The organism is Pseudoalteromonas sp. NZS11_1 (assembly GCF_015864275.1).
GTDB classification, from domain to species: domain Bacteria; phylum Pseudomonadota; class Gammaproteobacteria; order Enterobacterales; family Alteromonadaceae; genus Pseudoalteromonas; species Pseudoalteromonas arctica.
Genome location: NZ_JADYXK010000006.1, coordinates 118,235 through 141,171, shown reverse-complemented (window position 1 = coordinate 141,171; position 22,937 = coordinate 118,235). Strand labels below are relative to the sequence as shown.

The window sequence follows — 22,937 nt, the reverse complement described above, 5'->3', positions numbered from 1 at the left end:
TAGCTACAAGCTTATTAATTTACTTTTTTATTAATAATTTGATTCACCAATAATGCACCTAACATTATAGCTGCTCCAATACTTAACCTGACTATGTCAGCGTCGCGGTTCCAAATTAGTACGTTAACAATAATCCCTGCTGGGATAAGTAAGTTATTCATGACTGCCAGAGCTCCAACGTTGACGAGTGTTGCGCCTTTATTCCACATAAAGTAACCAAGGCCTGATGCAACAACCCCTAAATAAATCAGTATGCCCCACTGAGTAGAAGTGGTTGGTAATTTGTTTGAATTACCAAATAATGCATAACAAATTGTGGCAATAATAAGTGCGCCTATAAAAAACCATCCAAATACGGTTTTATCATCAAGCTGGTTGTTCATCATTAAGCGTTTATAGGTTACTTGGCCTACAGCAAAACTTATGTTCGCACCTTGAACTAATAATAAGCCAATTATGAAATTGCTATTTAGGTTTTCGTAACGAATGGTAATTGCACCAATTACAGCAATAAGTGCGACTATAAAAAAGCGTGGGTTAAAATGTTTGTTCAATGCATCATTTAGCAAGGTAATGTACAAAGGAGTCATTACTGTAAATAGCAGTACTTCGGGGACGCTTAAAAATAAAAAGGAGTGGTAGTAAAAGCTATACATAACACCAAGTTGTATAGCGCCAATCAGCATGAGCTTTAAGGCTAAAGGTTTAGGTGTTTGTTTAAACTTTAAAAATGGTAAAAATACGAGGGTTGCTAGTGCTATGCGAATTAACACACTAAACCATGCATCAACCTGACCTGCTAAATACACGCCAATTAAACTAAATGAAAATGCCCAAAGTAAAGTTACTGCAAATAAGTACCGCATAGCCGTCGTCTTTAAATAATTAATGGCAGCAGTTTATCTGTTATAAATTAATGTATAAACAATAAAAGCCCGCAAGCGGGCTTTTATAAAAGTGAGCTTAATAAATTAAGTTATTTATTCAACTAAACCACGGCGCTTAAGTAGTGCGTCGGTAGTTGGTTTTTGACCTCTAAACTCAATGTAGCTTTGCATTAAGTCGCGGCTGTTACCTTTTGATAGGATTTCTTTACGGAACTTATCACCATTTTTACGTGTTAAGCCGCCGTTGTTTTCCATATGTGCAAAGGCGTCTGCTGCAAACACTTCAGTCCATAGGTACGCGTAGTAACCCGCTGAATAACCACCTGCAAATGTGTGGCTAAAGAAGTTTGATTTGTAACGTGGTGGAACAGGGTAGTAAGCAATACCGTGTTTTTCTAGCGCGTCTTGCTCAAACTTTTGAACGTCAGCTACTTTTTTATCAGAACCAAATGAATGCCATTCCATATCAAGTAGTGCAGCGGCTAAATATTCAGTAGTGCCGTAACCTTGGTTGAATTTTTGCGATTCAAGTACTTTATCAAGTAAAGCTTGTGGAATTGGCTCACCTGTCTTGTAATGCTTAGCATAGTTTGCAAGTACTGTTGGTTCAATCATCCAATCTTCATTTGCTTGCGACGGAAACTCAACAAAGTCACGTGCCGTTGCAGTACCCGCTAGGCTTGGGTATTTAACATCTGAGAATAACCCATGTGCAGCATGACCAAATTCATGGAACATAGTAGACACTTCGTCAAACGTCATTAGCGTAGGCTCGCCTGCAGCAGGTTTTGGAATGTTCTGCGCATTGTAAATAACCGGTTTAGTGCCTTTTAAGCCACTTTCGCTAACGTATGCACTCATCCATGCGCCGCCACGTTTACCTTCACGTGCATATGGGTCTAGGTAAAATAAACCAATAGCGCTGCCATCAGCATTAAATACTTCGTATACGGTTACATCTTCATGATAAACAGGAAGATCTTTACGTTCTTTAAACGTAATACCGTATAGTTTGTTCATTGCAAAGAATAAGCCATCGTGAATAACCGATTGCATTTCAAAGTATGGTTTAACAAGTGCTGGATCTAAGTTGTACTTTTCTGCACGTACTTTTTCAGCATAAAAAGTCCAATCCCATGGTTTAAGCTCAAAGCTTTCGCCTGAATCGTTAATCACTTTTTGAATAGCGGCTGCTTCAATTTTTGCTTTTTCAACTGCTTTTGGTGCTAGGTCATCAAGGATGCCGTAAACGTTATCAGTTGTTTGTGCCATACGCGACGTCATTACATAAGAAGCCCAATCTTTGTAGCCTAAAAGCTCTGCTTTTTGAGCGCGTAGGTTGGTTTCTTTAATAATAATAGGGCCGTTAGTTTTTGCTGCACGGTTTGCAGAAGCTTTAAAAATTCGCTCACGTAGGTCGCGGTTTTCAAGGCTGCTTAAAATTGGTTGTTGCGTTGTATTTACCAAAGTGATCATGTAGCCGTCTTTGCCCGCTTTTTTAGCTGAAGCTGCAAGGCCTGCAATTTCGCCTTCAGAAAGACCCGCTAATTCACTTTTATCTGTAACTACAATAACGTCTTCTTTAAACGATTTTAAAATGTTTTGTGAAAACGCAGTAGATAGCTGAGCTAGCTCTGAGTTAATTTCACGCATTTTAGCTTTTTCAGCGTCATTTAATTTAGCACCTGCTTTTACAAACTGCTTGTAGTAAAAATCAACTAGGCGTTTATCTTCTGCGTTTAATTTATCTTGATTGTCGTAAATTGTTTGTACGCGCTTAAATAATTCACCGTTTAAGTAAATATCATCTGAGTGAGCAGATAATACAGGCGCCATTTTTTCATCAATACGCTGGTATTCAGCATCTGAAATTAAACCAGATAAGTTATAAAAAGCAGCCGATACGCGATTTAATAGCTCCCCTGACAATTCCATTTTAACTAAAGTATTTTTAAATGTTGCTGGAGCAGGGTTATTAGCAATGGCTTGTACTTGTGCCGTGTGCTGTGCGATACCTGCATCGAATGCAGCTTCGTAGTCTTTTGTACCAAATTTATCAAATTCTGGTGCCATATATTGCAATGGGCTTGGCTTAAATAAAACATTGTTTGCGTTCATGTCTTGCACTTGTGCTGCGCCTTCTTTTGCCATGTTTTGTGTATCGTTAGATGAACAGGCCGATAATATTAAGGCACTAGCAATAGTAGTGGCGATCAGGGTTTTACGCATAATAACTCCATAGAAAGATTAGCCGGAATAGGCTTTGCGAGTCGAAAAACCTAGTTAACTTATCAAATTTTGGCGTTTATACAATAAAGTTTATCGGTATTAAGGGGGATTTGAACGCAAATTAGCTAATATTTAGCTTTAAGGGAGGTAAAAGTAGCTCTAAAAGTAAACACCTGAGCTACTTAATAAGTCGTTGAGTCATAATTGCTTAGTTATATCCAAGTACAAATTTTCTCTCAGAGCCAAAGTTGCTAGGTTGTTGTTGGCCAAACTCTTTGTTGATAGATGCCAGTGTTTGCTCTTGTTCTGCAAGAAGGCACAAAATTTTATTTCGGTAATCTAGGCTGCTTTCAAATAAATGTAAGTCTACCTGCGGCTGCAAAGTAGCGAGTCTTTGATTTAAAGTAAGTTGTGTCATATGTGATCTCCAGTGCTTGTACACTATTTATATAGCACTCGGTGCAATAAAGAGTTAATAAATTGTTCATAAAAAGCATATTGAACTTATTAACTTGGCGTTTTAGTTATATTATGACTGCTAAACTTACCCAACACTGAACCGCTTTCACTTTATAGCGATTTTAATTTAAAGCGCTCCTTTGCTTGTTTTGGAAAATAAATGACCTTAGAACACATAAACCAAATTCTTGCCTTTGTTGTATTTAGTTACAGCGATGTACACATTACCGTAGCAAAAATTATTAAAGTGCCTTTAATACTTTTCGCTATTTGGTTTATTGTGACGCGTATTGGCAAGCTAATAACAAAAACATTATTGGCAAAAAAACTAAGCCAAGATGCCGTGCATTTATTTACACGTATCTACTTTATTTTAAGTATCGCAATTTTAATTTTTACATCTTTAGAAGTATTAAGCATACCGCTGACTGCGTTTGCTTTTGTGTCGGGTGCAATAGCCATTGGTGTAGGCTTTGGTGCGCAAAACATAATAAATAACTTTATTAGTGGCTGGATATTGATGTGGGAACGCCCAATACGTATTGGTGACTTTTTAGAGGTAGGGAATGCAAAAGGCGTAGTAGAAACAATTAACACTCGCTCAACGCGTATCCGTCGAAATGACGGCGTACATATGCTTATTCCTAATTCTCAATTGCTCGAAAATACAGTAACAAATTGGACGCTAATAGATGGCAATGCACGCTCATCGGTCAGTGTAGGTGTTGCATACGGTTCAGATGTGATACTGGTTAAAAAGCTTATTCAACAAGTGCTTGATGATCATGAAGCAATATTGGCTAATCCAAAGTCGTCGGTATTATTTGATGACTTTGCTGATAGCTCGCTCGTATTTAATGCTATTTTTTGGGTGTGCGCCGAGTCTGAAACCATGCTTAGAAAAGTGCGCAGTGATATTCGTTTTAGTATTTACGCTGTATTTGAAAAGCATGATGTAGTGATTGCCTTCCCTCAGCGCGACATTCATATCGACGGTGAAATTGCGTTTAAGCGCTCATAATCCAAATACAGTAGCTATTTAAAGTCATTTTTGGATGGCTTTATTTGTATATAAGTAGATGTTTCTATTTTAGGTTAACATGTAAAACAATCCATTCTTCCTACTCCAGTTTATTAAAACCAACAAAGGACATATGTCCGCACTATTAGGTTTTTGCATCTAAATAGTGATAAAAATGCGTAATCTTGTAGTTAAATGTTGCAAAAAAGTTTCTAATTATGTCAATATTTATGCAGTAAAATTATTACAAAATGATATAATCTTAATCGTTCGTTCAGCCTTATAGCATCGTTTTTGTACTCTCGATAATAAGGTCCGCGCGCATGACGCAAGTCGCGAAAAATTGAACGAGCCCGCAACTTACCTTCAAGGTATAAGTAGCGCAACACAAAAAACCGTTGAACAAGAGTGCACAAAAAAGGTTAAACCCAACATGAAAGCAATGAAAAGATCTACGTTAGCCACCCTAATCAATGCAACGTTGTTCTCTGCAGTAGCAGGTACTTCATTTTCTTCTTTAGCCGCTGAAGAAGCAGCTAAAAAAAGTAACCAACTAGAAGTTATTCAGGTAACAGCTCGTAAACGTGTAGAAAACGCTCAAGAAGTACCAGTAGCAGTATCTGCTCTACAAGGTGATAACCTTGATGCGTATAGCTCAGCTGGTATGGATATTCGTTTTTTAAATGCGAAAATTCCAAGTTTATCAATTGAATCTTCATTTGGTCGTTCATTCCCACGCTTTTACGTTCGTGGTTTAGGTAATACCGATTTCGATTTGAATGCATCACAACCAGTATCACTTGTTGTTGATGAAGTCGTTCAAGAAAATGCAATTTTAAAAGGCTTCCCAGTATTTGATGTTGAACGCGTAGAAGTATTACGTGGACCACAGGGAACTTTATTTGGACGTAACACGCCTGCTGGCCTTGTTAAGTTTGATACTGTTAAACCAAGCCAAGAATTTGATGGTTATGGCTCTGTTTCATACGGTAGCCGCGGTGCTGTAGACACAAGTGGCGCTGTAGGTGGTGCTCTTACTGACCGTTTATCTGCTCGTGTTTCATTATTATGGCAAGATAAAGACGATTACATTGATAACCAAGCGCCAGGCTTTGAAGCGAAAGATGAGCAAGGTGGTTACACTGAAAAAGCAGCGCGCGTTCAGTTTTTATATGAAGGCGATGATTTTACTGCTTTATTAAACTATCACACACGTGATTTAGACGGCTCTCCAATTGCCTTTCGTGCAAACGTAATTAAACCTGGCACAAATGAGCTTGTAGATAACTACGAAAGTGATGTTGTTTATCAAGATGCCGCATCACGTTCTACTCAACAAGTAGAATCTGAAGGTGCAAGCTTAAAGCTTGAGTGGGAACTTAAAAACCACACAATCACTTCAATTTCTGCATGGGAAAGCGCTGAAATATATTCTCGCGCTGACATCGATGGTGGTTACGGCGGTTTTGACGCTGCACCAGAAAGCGGTCCTGAAATTATTTTCTTTTCTTCAGAAAGTGCTGATGGCATTCCAGAACACGACCAATTAACGCAAGAGCTACGTTTATCGAGTAACTTTGATGGTGATTTAAATTATCAAGTAGGTGTATTTTACTTTGATGAAGAGCTAACTATTGAAAACTTTAGTTATGACACTGAGAAAGGCGGTGTTTTAAATGGATATGTTCGCCAGCAACAAGATACAACAGCTTGGGCTGTATTTGGTTCTGTAGATTATACTTTTTCAGATGATTTAAAAGTAACTGCAGGCCTTCGCTACTCTGACGATGATAAAGATTTTGTAGCAGACCGTACAATTAGCCCGATCGGCGGTGGTGCTTTACTTGTAGAACGTGATGTTAGTGACAACCATGTTAGCTGGGATTTATCTGCAAACTACAAAGTAAACGATGATGTTAACTGGTACGGCCGTGTAGCAAACAGCTTCCGAGCACCTAGTTTACAAGGTCGTATTTTGTTTGGTGATGATGTAACTACTGCTGAGTCAGAAACTGTAACATCGTACGAAACAGGTATTAAATCAGACGTGTTAGATGGCCAAGGTCGTGTTAACGCGACTGTATTTTACTACACAATGGATGACCAGCAACTTACTGCTGTAGGTGGTGGTGCTAACTTTAACCGTTTAGTTAATGCAGATAAAACGACTGGCTATGGTTTTGAGTTAGATACGCAGTGGGTATTAAGCGATGAGTTTAATGCAACATTTAACTTAAGCTACAACAAAACTGAAATCAAAGATAACGATTTAGCTGTGGCTGTTTGTGCTCAATGTACGGTTACAGACCCGACTTTCCAAGTAGCTGGTGCATTTGGTCCTGAAGATCGTGCAATACTTGATGGTAACAGCTTACCGCATGCGCCTGAGTGGATCTCTAACTTTACGCTTCGCTACACTAAAGAATTAGCTGATGGTAATTTCTTTGCTAGCGGTGATATTTCTTACCGTAGTAAAATCAATATGTTCCTTTACGAATCAGTAGAGTTTGAAGGTAAAGAGCTTATTGAAACAGGTCTTCGTACAGGTTACACATGGTCTGAAGGCGATTACGAATACGAAGTAGCTGCGTTTGTTCGTAACTTGTTCGACGAGCAACAAGTTATTGGTGCTGTAGACTTTAACAACAATACAGGTATTGTTAACGAAGAACGCTATGTTGGTGCTGAATTTAAAGTTAACTTTTTCTAACCGTTAACCTAAATAGTATTAATTTTAAAAGCCTGCCTTGTGCAGGCTTTTATGTTTTTATAAAGCTGGTAAAGTAGCGTTAATTAATTTAAAGAGATAAAAAGATGGCTGGATTTTGGAATTACCGTGTAATTTTTTGTGAAGCAACGAAAGACGAAGCAGCGCAATATCAAATACACGAAGTAGAATATAACCTAAATGGTAAAGTAACTAACTGGTCAGAAACTGGCGCAGCCCCTTTTGGTACAACACTTGATGAGTTGAAAGATGACTCAGATCGTTTAAAAACAGCATTTGAAAAGCCTGTACTTAAAGTTATGCGTAAAACGCGCGGCTACGAGCTTGTTGATATTGATACGGGTGAAGAAGCAACGGGTGAGCCGCCAGCAGGCTTAACGCAATAACTGTATTTATATAAAAGGTGCTTAAGGCGCCTTTTTTATTGTCAAAATTTAGCTCAAGTTAAATAAGGAATGAGGATGACATTAGAAGCAGTATTATTTGATATGGATGGCACATTAGTTGATTCAGAAAGCATGCACTTTGTATGTTGGAGTCAACTACTTAAGCCTTATGGTGTTAGTTATTTAGAAAGTGATTTTTGTCAGCGTTTTTCAGGACGGCCTACTTTAGAAGCTGCAATAGAAATTAAGCAAGAGCATAACTTATCAGTAACCGCACAATTTTTAGCGGATGAAAAATACCGTTTATTTGGTGAATATGTAATAACACATTTACCCCCCCTGATGCCGTTTACAGAGCAAACGTTGAAAGCTGTAAAGGCGAGTGGCTTAAAAATGGCATTAGTAACAGGCAGTGCTAAAAGTGAAGCCATGCCAATACTTAAAGGTTTAGGCTTTTATGAACTGTTTGACACGGTGGTAACAAAAGACGATGTAACTAATCCTAAACCTGCAGGAGACCCATATTTATTGGCGCTTAAGCAAATAAATATACAAGCTGGCAATGCAATTGCTGTTGAGGATACATTTACCGGCGTTACGGCTGCCAACAACGCCTTGTTACGTGTTGTAGCCATTGCTAATAGCCATACTCAAGATCACGATTTTAGCCAAGCTACCTATAAAATGAGTAACTTAGATGAGTTTTGGCAATGGGTGCAATCTCAACTATAGTTTAAGCCAACTTTTACTTGCTTGGATGCGCCAATGTTTACTATTAAACACCTGCTTTTAATTGTTGTACTTTTTACGCAATGTATAAGTGCAGCACAACCCTCTGTTTTACTGGCTAAAGTATATAACGAAACTAAACATTACGATGTAAGTAAGTATTTAGTTAGTGAAAAATATGATGGCGTAAGAGCTATATGGACCGGCACGCAGTTTGTTACTCGCAAGGGCAATATTATCAATGCGCCGAGTTGGTTTACAGCGCCATTGCCAAATGTATGGCTTGATGGTGAGCTATGGACCAAGCGTGAGCACTTTTCTGCGCTTAGTGGCATAGTAAGAACTAAAAAACCTAATAATCATGATTGGCAAACTACTACTTATAAAGTATTTGATATGCCAGATGAAAATCTGCCTTTTAGCACTCGCTATAAAAACTATAATGAGCTTATTACTAGCCTAAACTCGCCGCACATTAGTGTTGTAGTCCAATATAGCTTTACTAATAATGAGCAGCTCACAGAGTATTTTGAAAACATAACTAAGCAGGGCGGCGAGGGCGTAATGCTTCATTTGGCTAGTGCTAAGCACAGCAATGGTCGAAGCAATGCATTACTAAAACTAAAGCCTTATTTAGATGCAGAAGCGGTTGTGATTGCACATTTACCAGGTAAAGGAAAATACCAAGGTATGTTAGGGGCATTAAGGGTAAAAACAGCACAAGGGCAGGTGTTTTCTATTGGTACTGGGTTTAGTGATGCAGAGCGCTCCACGGCGCCTGAGATAGGTAGCACTGTAACGTACCGATTTCATGGATTAACAAAAAACGGTTTACCGCGTTTTGCTAGTTTTTTACGAGTAAGAGATAGTTTATAACATTTATAATTTTTACAAAGTGTGCTAAATTGCGCGGCCTTTTTGGTAATGTATGGTGAAGTATGTTTGTAGGTTTTGATTACGGTAGTTCTAATTGTGCTATGGGTGTAATGAGCGAGGGTAATGTTCAATTAGTACCGCTAGAGCAAGGAAAACATTACTTACCGTCTACACTTTACACTCATCACAGTGCCTTGGTTGTTGACTTTGTTGCTAAGCACTTACATGGCACAGCCCATGAGCATGACTTTTTAGCACAGCGCCAAGCATTATTAAATACCTTGCCTCGTATTAAGTCAGACCTTGATTTACAGCCTTCAGATGAAACCCTATTTATTGGTCGTGAAGCGATTAGCGAGTACGTGCAGTTCCCTGAAGAAGGCTACTTTGTTAAGTCCCCTAAATCATTTTTTGGCGCAACAGGTTTAAAGCAAGGTCAAATTAACTTTTTTGAAGATATTGCAACCGCGATGATCTTAAAAATTAAGCAACGCGCTGAGCTCTCTCTAGGTAAAACACTTACACAAACAGTGATTGGTCGCCCAGTAAACTTTCAAGCTGTGGGTGGTGAGCAGTCAAATCAGCAAGCCGTTGGTATTTTAGAACGCGCTGCTAAACGCGCTGGTTTTAAAGACGTAGAGTTTTTATATGAGCCACTTGCTGCGGGTATCGATTACGAGAGTGATTTAACTCAGGATCAAAAAGTACTCGTTATTGATATTGGTGGTGGTACGAGTGACTGCTCGTTTGTACAAATGGGTCCGAGTTTTAGAGGAAATAGCCAGCGCGATGGCGATTTTTTATCTCACAGTGGTAAACGTGTTGGCGGAAACGATTTAGATATTGCTTTGAGCTTTCATGGTTTAATGCCGTTATTGGGTTTAGGCAGTACGTTTAAATCAGGTCTACCTTTGCCTAATCAAGCGTTTTGGCAAGCGTGTAAAATTAACGATGTAAACTTACAAAGCCAATTTTATAGTGAAAGCCATACCCGAGAGCTAAATGCACAATTACGTGATGTAAGTGCGCCTGAGCTTTATAAGCGTTTAATACATTTACAGCAAAACAAGCAAGGTCATCAGTTAGTACAACAAGGTGAAGCGGCTAAAATAGCACTTTCATCAGCTAGTGCGTTTGATTGTGATTTAAGCTTTTTAGATAGTGGGCTGAATAAAAATGTATCGGTAAGCGATTTAGCTGTTGCCGTTGAGAGTAGTATTAGCCAAATAGTTACTTTAGCAAAACAAGCAATCAGCGACGCTGCGACCACGCCAGACATTATTTACTTAACAGGCGGTAGTGCACAATCACCATTGATTAAAGCGGCTTTAAGTGAGCACTTAGGCAATATAAAAATGGTTAACGGGGACCACTTTGGTAGTGTAACTGCTGGCCTGACTAAATGGGCCAGCATGCTTTATAAATAACCTAGATTACAATTGAGGTTTAAAGATCTATTTGTCGGGTTGCGAGGTATTTTTCGTAATCTGGCAATGTACGTTCAAGCTCTACATCCATAAGTGGTGAGCTTAATAACATATCTGCACTCACCTCATTACACGCCACCGGAATATTCCAAACAGCGGCTAAACGCAGCAGTGCTTTAACATCAGGGTCATGAGGCTGTGATGCTAATGGGTCCCAAAAAAATATCAAAACATGTATCTCATGTTCAGCTATTTTAGCGCCAAGTTGTTGATCGCCGCCCATAGGACCACTTAAAAGCTGAACTACATCAAGTCCCGTGGTTTTTTGAATTAAATGCCCTGTAGTACCTGTGCCATATAAAGTGTGCTTACTTAGTATTTCTTTGTGCTTTTCACACCATAATTTTAATGCTGCTTTTTTACCGTCGTGGGCAACTAAAGCAATATTTTTTTGTGCGGGAAGAGATTGTGTTTTTTGTTCCATGCTGATTCTTTTTTATTAGTTAGCTTAAACTCTGGGTAATAAATCTCTTAACCAAAGTGCAGGTTAGTTAAAATAATAGATTGATAGCAAGGGCTATAAATACAATGCCGGTGATCCTATCAATCCAAAGTTGGCTATTTGGGTTACGTCTAAAAAACTGTGCAATTTTGTCGCCAAAATAAATATACGTGCAGTCAATCGGAAAAGCAAAAATAGGGTAAAGCAAGCCAAAAAAAGCGAGTTGAAAAGTAGTAGATGAAAGCGTTGGATCTACAAATTGCGGAATAAATGCAATAAAAAACAGCGCCACTTTAGGGTTTAGCACTTCAGTCATCATGGCTTGAAACATGACATTACTTTTTTTACTGGTACTTATATGCGGTTTATCGGTTTGCTTGTCATCAGATATAGGCTCTGGCTGCTTTAGCGTGCCTTTAATCATCATAAACCCCAAATAACATAAATATGCTGCGCCTGCATATTGCACTGCGGCATAGGCACTTGGGGAAGCTTTTAGGACTGCGCTTAGGCCTACAACAGCAAATAGAGTATGAATAACCCCACCTAATGCAAAACCAAAAGCACTTTGCATACCGGCGCTTCGACCATTAGCAAATGTTTGTGCCATCAAAAATGCATTTGATGGCCCAGGTGCTACAGCCATTAAAAAGCTGGCTAATAAAAACGAGACTAAAAAATCAGGATTGATCATTGAGCGCTTTTAGTTGGGTGTAAAGTATGTGCTTTTTTGCTAATTAAAATAATCCAAAGCGGAACTAGTAATAATAAATGAAAAGCAATTAACCACGGTGTACTTAACCCCAAATATTGGGTTAAAACAACGAGTATACTCGCGCCACTCATTTGCATAGCACCAAGTAATGCCGAGGCTGTGCCTGCTTGTTTAGGAAAGCTCGACAGAGCCATACCTGCAGCCGACCCTAAACTTAAAGCAAAGCCTAATGCTGCAATTAAAATAGGTAACATAAGCGCAAATGCCGTCTCTATACCGCTAAGGGCTAGCATTAATAACCCTGAGAAAACCAGTATACTTACGCCTACACGCAAAGCGCGCTGGCTATTTCGTTTAATGTACGTTGGTAATATAAAACTTGCGACAATACTTATTACGGCATTTAGCGTAAACCAAAAAGTAAAGTCGGCTACTGTGCCGCCTAAATGTGTAATAAGCCAGCCTGGAGCTAGCGTCACATAAACTAATATTGCCGACATTGAGACCATGCAAATTAGGCTATTAAACAAAAATACCGGTGTTTTTATAATAGGTGTAAAGCGACGTAAATCTAAAATATGCCCCTGATAATGGCTATCAGCAGGACGAGTTTCTCTAAAAAAGAATAGCGTAACAACAAGCCCTACAATGGCAAACGCGGTTAAAAACATAAAGTTCATACGCCAGCCAAATTGTACGGTAAGCCAAGCTCCTAAAATAGGTGCCATTGCCGGAATAAAGCACACAATCCCGTTAAGGTAAGTGATCATTTGTCCACTTCGTTCACTACCATATTTGTCACGCACTATCGCAAATGCGACAACAAATGTGGCACAGGCTCCAAAACCTTGAAGAGCACGTGCAATCATCAATACTTCAAAAGAAGGCGAGTAATAGGCAAGTAATGCTGAGCCTGCATATAAACTTATACCCACTATAGCCACTGGCTTTCGGCCAAACCTATCGGCCAAAGGCCCCGCAATTAATTGGCCTAAACCTACTGTTAGCATAAAAATAGCAACGGTTTGCTGAACTTGTTGTTCTGTAACTGCAAATTGTTCTGCAATAGTAGGAAAAGCGGGTAAGTAAATATCGATTGCCATAGGGCAAAATATAACGAGTAACGCTAGGATAAGTAACAAAGTCATATTAGGTTTAGCGGGCTGTGTTTGCATTGAGTCTCCTTTTGCCGAGTATTTTAGGTGGGCACTCGTAAAAAAGAAAGGGCTTATGACCCCTGCATAGGTTGTCATTTTTATTTTTTGATTGGATTAAGCTAAAAAGGCAGTGTAAATGCACTTTTTAAAACTGGTCTGATGTGTTAATTTGAAAAAAGTAACTGTTGATGGAAAATAATAATGAGTAATAAATCCGCACTTGTACAAACATGGCACAAATTTAAGCGCTTACCTTTTGGGAACTGGCTTTTTACTAAAGCTGTTTGTTTTAAAGCGCCATATTTTGGTTCGATGAAACCTTACGTGCTCGATCTTCGAGAAGGGCATTGTAGTGCGGTGGTAAAAAATCGTCGCAGCGTCCATAACCATATTGGAACTATTCATGCTATTGCGCAGTGTAACTTAGCTGAGTTGTGTGCGGGTGTAATGGTAGATGCAACAGTGCCAGTTAAAACGCATCGTTGGATCCCAAAAGGGATGACAGTTAGGTATCTGGCTAAAGTAGATACAGATGTAAGAGCAGTCGCTGAAATTGATTTACCGCATAGGTGGATTGATAAAGAAGACTTAGTAGTACCGGTTAAACTGTATAATACCCGCAATGAGCTTGTTTTCACTGCAGATATTACTATGTACATTACTGAAAAAAGGTAACTTACGTTAAGCTGATTTGACTTAGCTTTTATCAGCGGCTTGTTTATTTACAAACGATAAGTCGCTGCCATCTTCCTTCAACAATGCTTTAACTTCTTTTGCGGGTTTAAGTTCTTTCGAAATTAGTTCAGGCTCTTCTTTTTCAAAGCGTTGCTTTAAACTGCCTTCAATTACTGCGCCTGCATCAATACTCAATGTATCGTGAAACACATCGCCATGAACATGAGCGCCACTTTGTACTTTTACTTCACTAGCATTAATTGAGCCAATAACTTTACCCTTAACAATGACGCTTTTAGCTTCAACAATACCTTCAACAACACCCGTTGAGCCAATAACTAAATGCTCCACTTTTATATCGCCATCAATACGGCCATCAAGCTGTACTTCACCTTGGCTAACTAAAGTGCCTGTAAGGCGTACGTCTTCAGAAATAATAGACGGTGTGTGATTTACTCTTTTTAAATTAGAGCTAACTGTTTTTTGTTTTTTTCTACCAAACACGAGAAAGCGCCTTTGTTATTTTTAGAGGATTGACTTGTTTACCATTAAGTAATACTTCGTAGTGTAAATGAGTACCTGTACTTCTGCCTGTGCTGCCCATTAAACCAATTACGTCATGTTTAGTGATTAACTGACCTTTTTTTACTTTAATTTTATTTAAGTGTCCAAATCGAGTCACTAAGCCATTTTTATGTTCAAGCTCAATAAAGTTACCATAACCACCATTGCGACCGGCACGAAGCACTACAGCGTCTGCTGGGGCGAATATTTCGGTTTTATGCCAACCGGCTAAATCAATTCCTTTATGAAAGGCATGATTACTATTCATTGGATCTTTTCTAAGACCAAAACTACTCGAAATATAATATTTAGCTTTAGCTAAGGGGAGGGTGTTTGGTAGTTCAGTTAAAAAGTTTTCTAAATTATTTAATGCTAATAACTTATCAACGATGGCTAAAAAGTGGCTTGGAATTTTTGTTTCGTTAAATGTATCAAGTGGGCCACCTTGTGCGGTTGTTTGGGCACTTAATATTAAGTGTTGCTCAAGCGCTGACTCAATTCCTGCGCCTTTAACCATAGCTAAAATAGCTTGGTGACGTTCGCTAATTTGGTTATCTAAAAAGTTAAAGCTTTGTTCATAATGATTATTCAAATTGGCAATTCTTGTTGCGAATGGAATTGGAGCTATTAACTGCGCCTGCTTACTTTTTGGATTTTCATCGACTAATGGTTCGTGAAATTCATTGCCATTTTCATTAATAGGTACATCAAGTTCTGTATCAAGCTTAATAACATCTTTGCTAATTGAAGCAGGAAGGGACTCTATCATGCTTTGCAGTAGCGCCTGCTTTTGCTCAAGTATCGCAAGTTGCTCTAACTGCGTTGCTTGAAGGGCTTGTTGCTCACTGACTTTTTGTTGCCAAAGTGTTTGCTTGTTTATTTGACTTTGTTCTATGTCAGATATTTTATTAGTTTGTGTGTAAACACGAAAGCTCGAAATACTCAGCCAAATAAAAGTGGCTAAAATAAGCGATGCTACAAAAAGTTGAAACCAAGAGGCTAAAACAACATGCTTAACTTCGCCATTTTGGCGAATAAGTAGCTGACGAGCTGGGAAAAATTTATGATAAAAAGACTTTATAAATACTGACATGGCATATAAACACTGGCTATTAACCGAATTAAGATAGCAATTTGAGTTAAAAAAGCTAGAAAAAAATTGTAACTGTTCAAAAATTAATAAAAAAGGGCTGCTTTTAGTAAGCAGCCCTTTTAATACTCGTATTACTTTGTAGGCAGTACTGTGCTCTCTACAGAGCCAAAACCTATGCGTGCATAGCCTTCTTTTTCACACCAGCCGCGCATAATAACGTTATCGCCATCGTCTAAAAAGCTACGTTGTTCGCCATTGCTTAGCGTAATTTTTTCTTTACCGCCACGAGATAGTTCAAGTAAAGAACCCGCTTCTTCGTGCGTTGGACCAGACTGAGTGCCCGAACCTAACATGTCACCTGGCATAAAGTTACAGCCATTTACTGTGTGGTGAGTAACCATTTGTGCCACAGTCCAGTAAGAGTGCTTAAAGCTAGATGTTGATACACGCGTTGGGTTATGGCCTTCGCTACGCATTTTTTGCGTTTGGATTTTAACATCCATTTGAATATCAAAAGCACCTTGGTCGCGATTCGCTTTTGACTCTAAATAGTCCATAGGCTGTGGATCGTTTTCATCACGCGTCCAGCTTGTTCTATAAGGCGCTAGCGCTTCGGTTGTAACAATCCAAGGCGATACAGTTGAGGCAAAGTTTTTAGCTAAAAAAGGACCAAGCGGTTGATATTCCCAAGCTTGTAAATCGCGAGCTGACCAATCGTTAAATACACAAAAGCCAAATACGTGGTTTTCTGCATTTTCAATCGCGATTGCATCACCCAGTGCATTGCCTTTACCTAAGTAAATACCCAGTTCTAGTTCGTAATCAAGACGTTTACAAGGACCGAATGACGGCACTTCTGCATCAGGCGCCTTAGTTTGGCCTTTAGGGCGATGAAATGTTTGACCCGATACGTCAATAGATGAAGAGCGACCATGATAACCAATAGGTACCCATTTATAGTTAGGTAATAACGGGTTGTCAGGGCGAAATAAACTGCCTACGGCTGTAGCATGATAAATAGAAGTGTAAAAGTCGGTGTAATCACCGATACGACAAGGCAAAGAAAACTCTATATCAGATTGTGCTACAAGCGTATCGCTAAGCGCTTGTTGGTGCTCAGAACCTGCTCGTAGTGCTTTTGAAAGCGCTAAACGAAGTGCTGACCAATACTGCCCCCCTAAACCCATAAATGTATTTAGAGTTGCTTCACTTGCTGCATCAGCGGCTGTTTTAGCGTCACCTGTTAAAACATTTAATTTACTCAGTTTTGCTAAATCAATTACTTGGTCACCAATTGCAACACCACCACGAAAGGCCTCATCAGACCCTTTACGGCGAAACTCTGCAAACGGTAAGTTTTGAATAGGGAAGTCGCAATTATCAACATTAGCTGACTCTACCCAGCTGGTTAAATTAATATCGTGGGTTTCGTTAATTAGGCTCATTACATTTCCTTTGGATTTTACTATATGGCGACAAGGTATAGTTTATTTAATCATACTTGTACTTGGCGCCATACTTTTTAAATATTAAAACGACAAAAAGCAGCGAAGTTCGCTGCTTTTAATTTACTCAAATATTTTATAAAACGCCGCGACGCTCTTGGTCGCGTTCGATTGATTCAAATAATGCTTGAAAGTTACCTTCACCAAAGCCACCATCATCAACGCGTTGGATCATTTCTATAAAGATTGGACCAAATAAGTTTTTAGAGAAAATTTGCAATAAATAACAATTTTCACTTTGGCTATCTACGAGTATCTGGTGCTGACGAATTTTTTCTTTGTCTTCAGCAACCCAAGGTACTCGGTCAAAAATAGTATCGTAGTACTCTGGGATAATATCGAGCGTTGCAATTGTTGATTTATCAAGCTTATCAAGAGAACTTACTAGGTCATCTGTTAAAAACGCTAAATGTTGAACGCCTGGGCCGTTGTACTCACCAAGGTATTCATCAATTTGGTTGTTATCGTTACCTTTACCTTCGTTTATTGGAATAGAGAAGGTGCCACATGGCGATTTAAGTGCATACGAAATAAGCGCTGTTTTTTGACCTTTAATGTCAAAGTAACGTACTTCTGTAAAACCAAATACGTCTTTATAAAAGTTAGCCCACTTTTCCATGGTGCCTTTATAAACGTTATTGGTTAAATGATCGATTCGGATAAAGCCTTTATCTTCTACAACATTTTGCGTTTCTAAATCTTCAAAATCGCTTTCGTAAATAGTGCCTTTGTCGCCAAAATTCTCAATAAAGTAAATTAGGCTGTCGCCAATGCCATAAATTGCAGGGTAAGGCATGTTTTTATGTGTTGAATCAGTGGCTGGTTTTGCACCACGCTCTACTGCAGTTTCAAATGCTTTTTGCGCATTCTCAACACGCCAACCCATTGAACAAATAGCAGGACCATGGCTTTTAGCAAATTCTGCAGAAAAACCTTCACGCTCGTTATTCAGTAAAAAATGAATATCGTTTTGGTTGTAATAAACAATGTCTTTACCTTTGAATTTTTTAAGCTTAGAAAAGCCAAAATCAGTAAATACTTTATCCATATAATCAGCATCAGGTGTTGCGTACTCGGTAAATTCAATACCGACTAAACCTAAATAGTTATTTACTTCACTCATTATTATTACTCCCGCAATTAAGCACTGCGATTATGTGTTGTTGTCATATTGCAGTAGATAATCAACCAGATTCTTGATTTGGGGAAGAGGGGGGCACTATTTAGTATGTAGTGCATGTGTAAATTTTATAGGACGGTTATTATAAAGTTACGTGTTTGTAATACAGTTAAATAAAATGAAGTTATATGGCATAGGATTGAATAGTGGTTTTTATTCTTAATGTGTTGTTTTTAAATAACAAAAAGGAGGGTTCACCTGCGTGAAGCCTCCTTTTAGAATGAACAAGCAAAAGCTTAGTTGTATTTAATTATTTACACTTTTAGAGTTGCTACCAAAGAACTTGTTACGTTGCTCAATCCATTGGTTTGTTTTTATCGCTGGCGCAGCTTGATAGTGACGTTCAATCGTTTGATTTAACACTCGCGTTGGTTGCTCAAAGGACAACTTTTGTTGTGCGCCGCCCATACTTTTAATTTCACCGCGAGTCATAGCACGACCAGCATAAAGCAGCGAGTTTAAGTACCCTGGTACTGTCTCGTAATTGTTATCTGTAAAAAGCAATACAGATTGATTGAGTGCCCAGCGACTATCGATTTCGCCATCCTCTTTTACGCCAGCAAGTTCTCCATCTATATAGACTTCAAACACCCCGTTGGTAGGTGCTGTATAAAATACAAAAGCTATACGATGCCAAGAGTCGGGTTGTGTATTGCCAAAATAGCCGCTATCGCTAGTTGCTTGTCCATAGCCGCCGCTTGGGTCAATAAACATATCGGCATCATCATTAAGATAATCAGTTGTGTTTGCTTGCATAATTGCACGGTAAATATCTTTACCTTCTGCGGGCCAGTATAAATCCATTACTAAGGTGTAGTCAGACACCATTCCTTCATTTGCAAAGTCACCATTTGCTGGTGTGTTTAAGTCAATCAGTAAACCTTCTGTTGGAGCGTGGCGAGAAAACGCCATTACACCAGAAGGACCATCAGTTAAATCCCCAATATTAAGATCAGTGGTTGTCTCATAGCGGGTGTCTTCGGGGCCCCAACCGTCATTTTCTGGGTCAAAGTAGTTTAAAACCGATGGACCAAAGTCTGGGGTCAGTGGGTTTGTTGGATCGTCAAAATTCCATACGGTTACATTTGCTAAGTTGTTGCATGAATAAAGTTCGGTGTCAGTGTTAAGGTGTAGGCACTGACTTGTTCTAGCACGTGCATATTTATCAAGTAGCCACCAAGCTTCGGCTATCGGTTCTACGTTTGAGAATGTAACACCATTAAAAAATAAATCAGGGTTTAAAGCTGCTCCTTTAAATAGTGCAACTTCGTAATTATTTGTGGGTTGTATATCTTCAGGTTTAAGTAAAAACCAATCTGGTTGACTTGCAAACATCGCTGTTAAGTCGCTTCCTGATACTGTGACTTTATAAATCGAGTTAAACCCAGACGTATTTGATGGCTGCCTTTCTACGTAAAAAGCTTTATGGAAGTCTTCTTGAGTAAGCGTGCCGGGTGTCCAGCGTTTTTGTACTAGTTCAGGATTAAGTAATGCTGCGCTAATTGTGCTTGAATGTTTTGCGGCTAAGGCGGTGATTTCGGCTAGCTGCGCATCAGTTGGATAGTTTTCAGAAATAGCGATTTCAGTTTCTGCATCGGGAGCATAACGCCCCATTATCTCATCTATTGCTAGTTTTGTTGTCTCATCGCGTTCATCAATTGTATCGGTTTCAATCGTTTTGTAATCAACAACTGGAGATGATTTATCAGCTAAATTAAAATTAAGCGTTAAGTCAGTAATACCTTTAGCGTAAAAGTCCGGTTGTAAAACAATAGCGCCGTTATCAAGGGTTGTGTAGCTTTCCCCACCGTGTGTATGGCCGCCAAGTACTAAGTCGATACCGGGTACGTTTGTTGCCATATCAGTATCTAGGCCTACACCTAAATGGCTCAACATAATTATGTAATCTACATCACCACTGTATTGGTTTACTATGCTTTGTGCGATTTGTTGCCATTGCCAGCTCATTTTAAATTGTTTAATAAAATCAGGGATCGGATCATCTTGAATTGGTTCATCTAGCTCATTCCACGGCACAGAAGTCATGCCAAACACACCAAGTGTAATACACCCTACTTGTACTTTTGCAAATCCTACGCCTGCAAAATCTTGTAGTTGCTCTCCTTCATAACGAGTATTACTAGCGAGTACGATTGCATTCTCGTCTTGGGAATAACTTAGTAATTTTTCTGGGCCCCAAGCATAATCATGATTTCCAACGACTCGTAGGTCAAACTGCATTGCTTTAATAGCTTTTTCTGTTGCAGTACCTTGTGATAATTGCTCAGCAACAGTGCCTTTTTCATAGTCGTCACCACCGTTTGTAAATAAGGTGTGCGGGGTTTGGCTTGCTACTTGATTGTAGTAGGCTTTTATACGACTGAAATATTGCTCTTCATAGCCAAAGCGAGCATGTAAGTCTGCAACGTGGACAAACCTTACTGACTGCTCTGTTGCGTTAGCATCGCAAGTTGGGCCGATATTTGCGAAAGCTTCATTGCGCTGCATTTGTATTGCATATGTGCCCAGTGTTGTTACTTGAGCGCTAACAAATCCATCTAAAACGATTGAATTTGTAACAGTGTCCCAATTAGCGCCCGATAGCTTTGCGATAAACAGTTGTCCGCCTAATGCATAGTCATCAGGGATTTTTATTGTAATGGTAATAGGTTTTTCAAGGGTAAGTGTGGAGGGCGTAAGTGCATGTAAATCAGAAATTATATTTTGTTGAATATTCGTCTCGTCTAATAATGTTTTCTCGTAGGTAAGCTCTACATCACTAGAAATAGCACTGGAAGGTGCATTAAATATAAAATTGCCTTCGTCTAATGTAACGTTTAAGCCATTAGCGCTTGATAGTGTTAATTTACTAGGTTCAGGCTCAACAGGATCGTTTGGATTAACCGTCACTTCATCGCCGCCACCGCAGGCAGTTAAAACAAAGCTAAGAAATATAAATATAATAACACGTGATATCGTTAACGATTGCATCTACGGATGTCCCTGAGTCTATTCAATAATCAATCAGGACATAATATCAGTTAACGAGAGTGGGGCAAAGTTGAATAAAAAATTCCCCCATAGACGCTATGGAGGAATGTATCGGTTATGTTGTTATATTAAAAATAAACAACAATTAAGAGACTTTCTCTTCTAACCCTTGTTTTTCCCATACTTTAGCTTTAAAAGTCATTAGTACTAAAACAACACCAACACCAATGCTAAATAATGCAATTTGTAAGTATAAGTTAGGAATTTCAGAAACATTATTCGGATCGAAATTACCAGCAAGTAAACCTGCAATAATATTACCGATTGAGTAAGTTAATACAAATACACCCATCATTTGACCTGTGTAACGTCTAGGCGATAACTTACTTACAGCACTTAACGCTACAGGGCTTAAACAAAGCTCACCCACTGTATGTAAAAAGTACGTAGTAACAAGCCAGTAAGGCGCTACTTTTAAACCTTCAGCTGCGTAATGAGCCGCCATAAACATAACTAAAAAGCCTGATGCCATGATAATTAAACCAATTGCACACTTAACGCTATAGCTAGGTGATACTAAGCTTTTAGATAAGTTAATCCAAAGCGCTGCAAAAAATGGCGATAAAGCAATAATAAACAGTGAGTTTAATGATTGAAACCACGTTGTAGGGATTTCAAAAGTACCAATAAGGCGGTCGGTGTAATCACGGGCAAATAGGTTTAATGAAGAACCGGCTTGTTCAAAGCCAGACCAAAAACATGCAGAAGCAATACAGACTAAAAATAGTGCCCACATTCTTTGTTTTTCGGCATCTGTTAATTTACCTGTAAAGTAAATAACACCAAAATAAACAAAAAAGATAATAGTAAATACAATCGCTGTGTAACCTGCAACCACTGTTGGATTGATTACAATTGCGCCGGTCATTGCAGCCGTAGTAACTGCAGCCGCTGCAATTACAAACGCAGCAATACCAACCCATGCGCGAGAAGTGCCTTTAGGACCTAATGGATTTGCTGGTAAAGCGCTATGCTCTGGTAAGTTATTAAGTGAGCGCTTATATTGCACCAAACCAATAGCCATACCAACAGCTGCTGCACCAAACGCCCAGTGCCAACCTACGTTTTCCATAAAGTAACCACAAACGTAGTAACCAATTAAAGAGCCTAAGTTAATACCCATGTAGTAAATAGCGTAACCGCCATCACGACGCTCATCAGCATCACTGTATAGTTGGCCGACCATTGCGCTGATATTTGGTTTTAGCAAACCAGTACCTGTCGCTACAAATATTAAGCCAATGAAGAAAGAATAATCATGTGGAATAGCCAAAATAATATGACCAATCATAATGATTATACCGCCATACCATACTGCTTTTTGACCACCAAACAATCTATCTGCTAGCCAGCCACCTGGTAAACCTAAAAAGTATACCGCACCTGTGTATAAACCATAAATTGCAGCAGCTGAGGCAACAGTAAAGGCTAAACCTTCTTCTTGTAAGCTTGCTGTCATGAATAATACGAGCATAGCTCGCATACCGTAATAACTCATTCGTTCCCACATTTCAGTGAAGAACAATGTTGAAAGTCCTTTAGGGTGGCCAAACCAGCCACTATCTGGAGCTGAACTCATATTTACTTCCTAACTTTAAGTATTGTTATGATGGCCTTATAATTTTTTGCTTTAGCTATTTTAGAATTTGTAACCACTAAAATGCTCGACCATCAGTATATTATTTGTAGCTAAGATAATGATTTGCTATATGGCAGTAACACCACAAGGTAAGAGACACACCCTTATCCTAGT

General features: G+C 39.0%; 19 protein-coding genes. 7 read left to right on the top strand and 12 right to left on the bottom strand.

Features of this window, described 5'->3' with window-relative positions; genetic code table 11:
- Window positions 1-14: 14 nt before the first annotated feature.
- The 3 genes from I6F44_RS07155 to I6F44_RS07145 all read right to left on the bottom strand — a co-directional run bounded on the left by I6F44_RS07155 (window position 15) and on the right by I6F44_RS07145 (window position 3,534).
- Window positions 15-866, bottom strand: coding sequence for a carboxylate/amino acid/amine transporter (locus I6F44_RS07155; RefSeq protein WP_197173519.1), 852 nt, complete (start codon window positions 864-866; stop codon window positions 15-17).
- Window positions 867-980: 114 nt separating this feature from the next.
- Window positions 981-3,116 (bottom strand): M3 family metallopeptidase, encoded by a 2,136-nt coding sequence (locus I6F44_RS07150; protein ID WP_197173518.1) that lies wholly within the window; start codon window positions 3,114-3,116, stop codon window positions 981-983.
- A gap of 208 nt (window positions 3,117-3,324) precedes the next feature.
- Window positions 3,325-3,534, bottom strand: coding sequence for a hypothetical protein (locus I6F44_RS07145; protein WP_024590275.1), 210 nt, complete (start codon window positions 3,532-3,534; stop codon window positions 3,325-3,327).
- 201 nt (window positions 3,535-3,735) lie between these two features.
- Between I6F44_RS07145 and I6F44_RS07140 the strand changes: the two genes are divergently transcribed.
- The 6 genes from I6F44_RS07140 to yegD all read left to right on the top strand — a co-directional run bounded on the left by I6F44_RS07140 (window position 3,736) and on the right by yegD (window position 10,742).
- A complete protein-coding gene (locus I6F44_RS07140; protein ID WP_007581304.1) occupies window positions 3,736-4,596 on the top strand; it encodes a mechanosensitive ion channel family protein in 861 nt (286 codons plus the stop codon).
- 433 nt (window positions 4,597-5,029) lie between these two features.
- Complete coding sequence (locus tag I6F44_RS07135) at window positions 5,030-7,306, top strand: TonB-dependent receptor (protein WP_121954877.1); 2,277 nt, start codon at window positions 5,030-5,032, stop codon at window positions 7,304-7,306.
- Window positions 7,307-7,410: 104 nt separating this feature from the next.
- Complete coding sequence (locus tag I6F44_RS07130) at window positions 7,411-7,710, top strand: hypothetical protein (RefSeq protein WP_121954876.1); 300 nt, start codon at window positions 7,411-7,413, stop codon at window positions 7,708-7,710.
- Window positions 7,711-7,785: 75 nt separating this feature from the next.
- The gene (locus tag I6F44_RS07125) at window positions 7,786-8,442 is read left to right on the top strand and encodes an HAD family hydrolase (RefSeq protein ID WP_121954875.1); all 657 of its coding nucleotides are present in this window, start codon (window positions 7,786-7,788) and stop codon (window positions 8,440-8,442) included.
- 33 nt (window positions 8,443-8,475) lie between these two features.
- Window positions 8,476-9,315, top strand: coding sequence for a DNA ligase (locus tag I6F44_RS07120; protein WP_197173517.1), 840 nt, complete (start codon window positions 8,476-8,478; stop codon window positions 9,313-9,315).
- A 62-nt stretch (window positions 9,316-9,377) separates the two neighbouring features.
- On the top strand, window positions 9,378-10,742 hold the full coding sequence (gene yegD / locus I6F44_RS07115; RefSeq protein ID WP_024607177.1) for a molecular chaperone: 1,365 nt from the start codon (window positions 9,378-9,380) through the stop codon (window positions 10,740-10,742).
- A 19-nt stretch (window positions 10,743-10,761) separates the two neighbouring features.
- Here yegD and I6F44_RS07110 read toward each other — a convergent pair whose 3' ends face one another.
- The 3 genes from I6F44_RS07110 to I6F44_RS07100 all read right to left on the bottom strand — a co-directional run bounded on the left by I6F44_RS07110 (window position 10,762) and on the right by I6F44_RS07100 (window position 13,134).
- On the bottom strand, window positions 10,762-11,226 hold the full coding sequence (locus I6F44_RS07110) for a methylglyoxal synthase (protein ID WP_002958191.1): 465 nt from the start codon (window positions 11,224-11,226) through the stop codon (window positions 10,762-10,764).
- A gap of 67 nt (window positions 11,227-11,293) precedes the next feature.
- On the bottom strand, window positions 11,294-11,938 hold the full coding sequence (locus tag I6F44_RS07105; RefSeq protein WP_024607176.1) for a LysE family translocator: 645 nt from the start codon (window positions 11,936-11,938) through the stop codon (window positions 11,294-11,296).
- Window positions 11,935-13,134 carry a multidrug effflux MFS transporter gene (locus I6F44_RS07100; protein WP_197173516.1) on the bottom strand — a complete coding sequence of 400 codons (1,200 nt, stop codon included), beginning with the start codon at window positions 13,132-13,134 and terminating at the stop codon, window positions 11,935-11,937. The genes I6F44_RS07105 and I6F44_RS07100 overlap by 4 nt, the downstream gene beginning before the upstream one ends.
- A 183-nt stretch (window positions 13,135-13,317) precedes the next feature.
- On the opposite strand from I6F44_RS07100, the gene I6F44_RS07095 reads away from it, so the two are divergent.
- Window positions 13,318-13,791, top strand: coding sequence for a hotdog fold domain-containing protein (locus tag I6F44_RS07095; protein WP_024607174.1), 474 nt, complete (start codon window positions 13,318-13,320; stop codon window positions 13,789-13,791).
- A gap of 21 nt (window positions 13,792-13,812) precedes the next feature.
- Here the strand turns inward: I6F44_RS07095 and I6F44_RS07090 are convergent, their stop codons facing one another.
- The 6 genes from I6F44_RS07090 to I6F44_RS07065 form a co-directional block, all read right to left on the bottom strand.
- Window positions 13,813-14,295, bottom strand: coding sequence for a bactofilin family protein (locus tag I6F44_RS07090; protein ID WP_024607173.1), 483 nt, complete (start codon window positions 14,293-14,295; stop codon window positions 13,813-13,815).
- Window positions 14,285-15,448 (bottom strand): M23 family metallopeptidase, encoded by a 1,164-nt coding sequence (locus tag I6F44_RS07085; protein ID WP_197173515.1) that lies wholly within the window; start codon window positions 15,446-15,448, stop codon window positions 14,285-14,287. The genes I6F44_RS07090 and I6F44_RS07085 overlap by 11 nt, the downstream gene beginning before the upstream one ends.
- Window positions 15,449-15,579: 131 nt before the next feature.
- A complete protein-coding gene (fahA, locus tag I6F44_RS07080; RefSeq protein WP_197173514.1) occupies window positions 15,580-16,893 on the bottom strand; it encodes a fumarylacetoacetase in 1,314 nt (437 codons plus the stop codon).
- A 136-nt stretch (window positions 16,894-17,029) separates the two neighbouring features.
- A complete protein-coding gene (gene hppD / locus I6F44_RS07075; protein WP_024589439.1) occupies window positions 17,030-18,076 on the bottom strand; it encodes a 4-hydroxyphenylpyruvate dioxygenase in 1,047 nt (348 codons plus the stop codon).
- A gap of 303 nt (window positions 18,077-18,379) precedes the next feature.
- Window positions 18,380-21,124, bottom strand: coding sequence for a metallophosphoesterase (locus I6F44_RS07070; RefSeq protein ID WP_197173513.1), 2,745 nt, complete (start codon window positions 21,122-21,124; stop codon window positions 18,380-18,382).
- Between the two features lie 145 nt (window positions 21,125-21,269).
- Window positions 21,270-22,763, bottom strand: coding sequence for a peptide MFS transporter (locus tag I6F44_RS07065; RefSeq protein ID WP_197173512.1), 1,494 nt, complete (start codon window positions 22,761-22,763; stop codon window positions 21,270-21,272).
- Window positions 22,764-22,937: the final 174 nt, after the last annotated feature.

What these genes read in the sequence shown, in the direction of transcription:
- I6F44_RS07155 (WP_197173519.1), bottom strand. Translation starts at nt 866, where the DNA reads ATGCGGTACTTATTTGCAGTAACTTTACTTTGGGCATTTTCATTTAGT.
- I6F44_RS07150 (WP_197173518.1), bottom strand. Translation starts at nt 3,116, where the DNA reads ATGCGTAAAACCCTGATCGCCACTACTATTGCTAGTGCCTTAATATTA.
- I6F44_RS07145 (WP_024590275.1), bottom strand. Translation starts at nt 3,534, where the DNA reads ATGACACAACTTACTTTAAATCAAAGACTCGCTACTTTGCAGCCGCAG.
- I6F44_RS07140 (WP_007581304.1), top strand. Translation starts at nt 3,736, where the DNA reads ATGACCTTAGAACACATAAACCAAATTCTTGCCTTTGTTGTATTTAGT.
- I6F44_RS07135 (WP_121954877.1), top strand. Translation starts at nt 5,030, where the DNA reads ATGAAAGCAATGAAAAGATCTACGTTAGCCACCCTAATCAATGCAACG.
- I6F44_RS07130 (WP_121954876.1), top strand. Translation starts at nt 7,411, where the DNA reads ATGGCTGGATTTTGGAATTACCGTGTAATTTTTTGTGAAGCAACGAAA.
- I6F44_RS07125 (WP_121954875.1), top strand. Translation starts at nt 7,786, where the DNA reads ATGACATTAGAAGCAGTATTATTTGATATGGATGGCACATTAGTTGAT.
- I6F44_RS07120 (WP_197173517.1), top strand. Translation starts at nt 8,476, where the DNA reads ATGTTTACTATTAAACACCTGCTTTTAATTGTTGTACTTTTTACGCAA.
- yegD (WP_024607177.1), top strand. Translation starts at nt 9,378, where the DNA reads ATGTTTGTAGGTTTTGATTACGGTAGTTCTAATTGTGCTATGGGTGTA.
- I6F44_RS07110 (WP_002958191.1), bottom strand. Translation starts at nt 11,226, where the DNA reads ATGGAACAAAAAACACAATCTCTTCCCGCACAAAAAAATATTGCTTTA.
- I6F44_RS07105 (WP_024607176.1), bottom strand. Translation starts at nt 11,938, where the DNA reads ATGATCAATCCTGATTTTTTAGTCTCGTTTTTATTAGCCAGCTTTTTA.
- I6F44_RS07100 (WP_197173516.1), bottom strand. Translation starts at nt 13,134, where the DNA reads ATGCAAACACAGCCCGCTAAACCTAATATGACTTTGTTACTTATCCTA.
- I6F44_RS07095 (WP_024607174.1), top strand. Translation starts at nt 13,318, where the DNA reads ATGAGTAATAAATCCGCACTTGTACAAACATGGCACAAATTTAAGCGC.
- I6F44_RS07085 (WP_197173515.1), bottom strand. Translation starts at nt 15,448, where the DNA reads ATGTCAGTATTTATAAAGTCTTTTTATCATAAATTTTTCCCAGCTCGT.
- fahA (WP_197173514.1), bottom strand. Translation starts at nt 16,893, where the DNA reads ATGAGCCTAATTAACGAAACCCACGATATTAATTTAACCAGCTGGGTA.
- hppD (WP_024589439.1), bottom strand. Translation starts at nt 18,076, where the DNA reads ATGAGTGAAGTAAATAACTATTTAGGTTTAGTCGGTATTGAATTTACC.
- I6F44_RS07070 (WP_197173513.1), bottom strand. Translation starts at nt 21,124, where the DNA reads ATGCAATCGTTAACGATATCACGTGTTATTATATTTATATTTCTTAGC.
- I6F44_RS07065 (WP_197173512.1), bottom strand. Translation starts at nt 22,763, where the DNA reads ATGAGTTCAGCTCCAGATAGTGGCTGGTTTGGCCACCCTAAAGGACTT.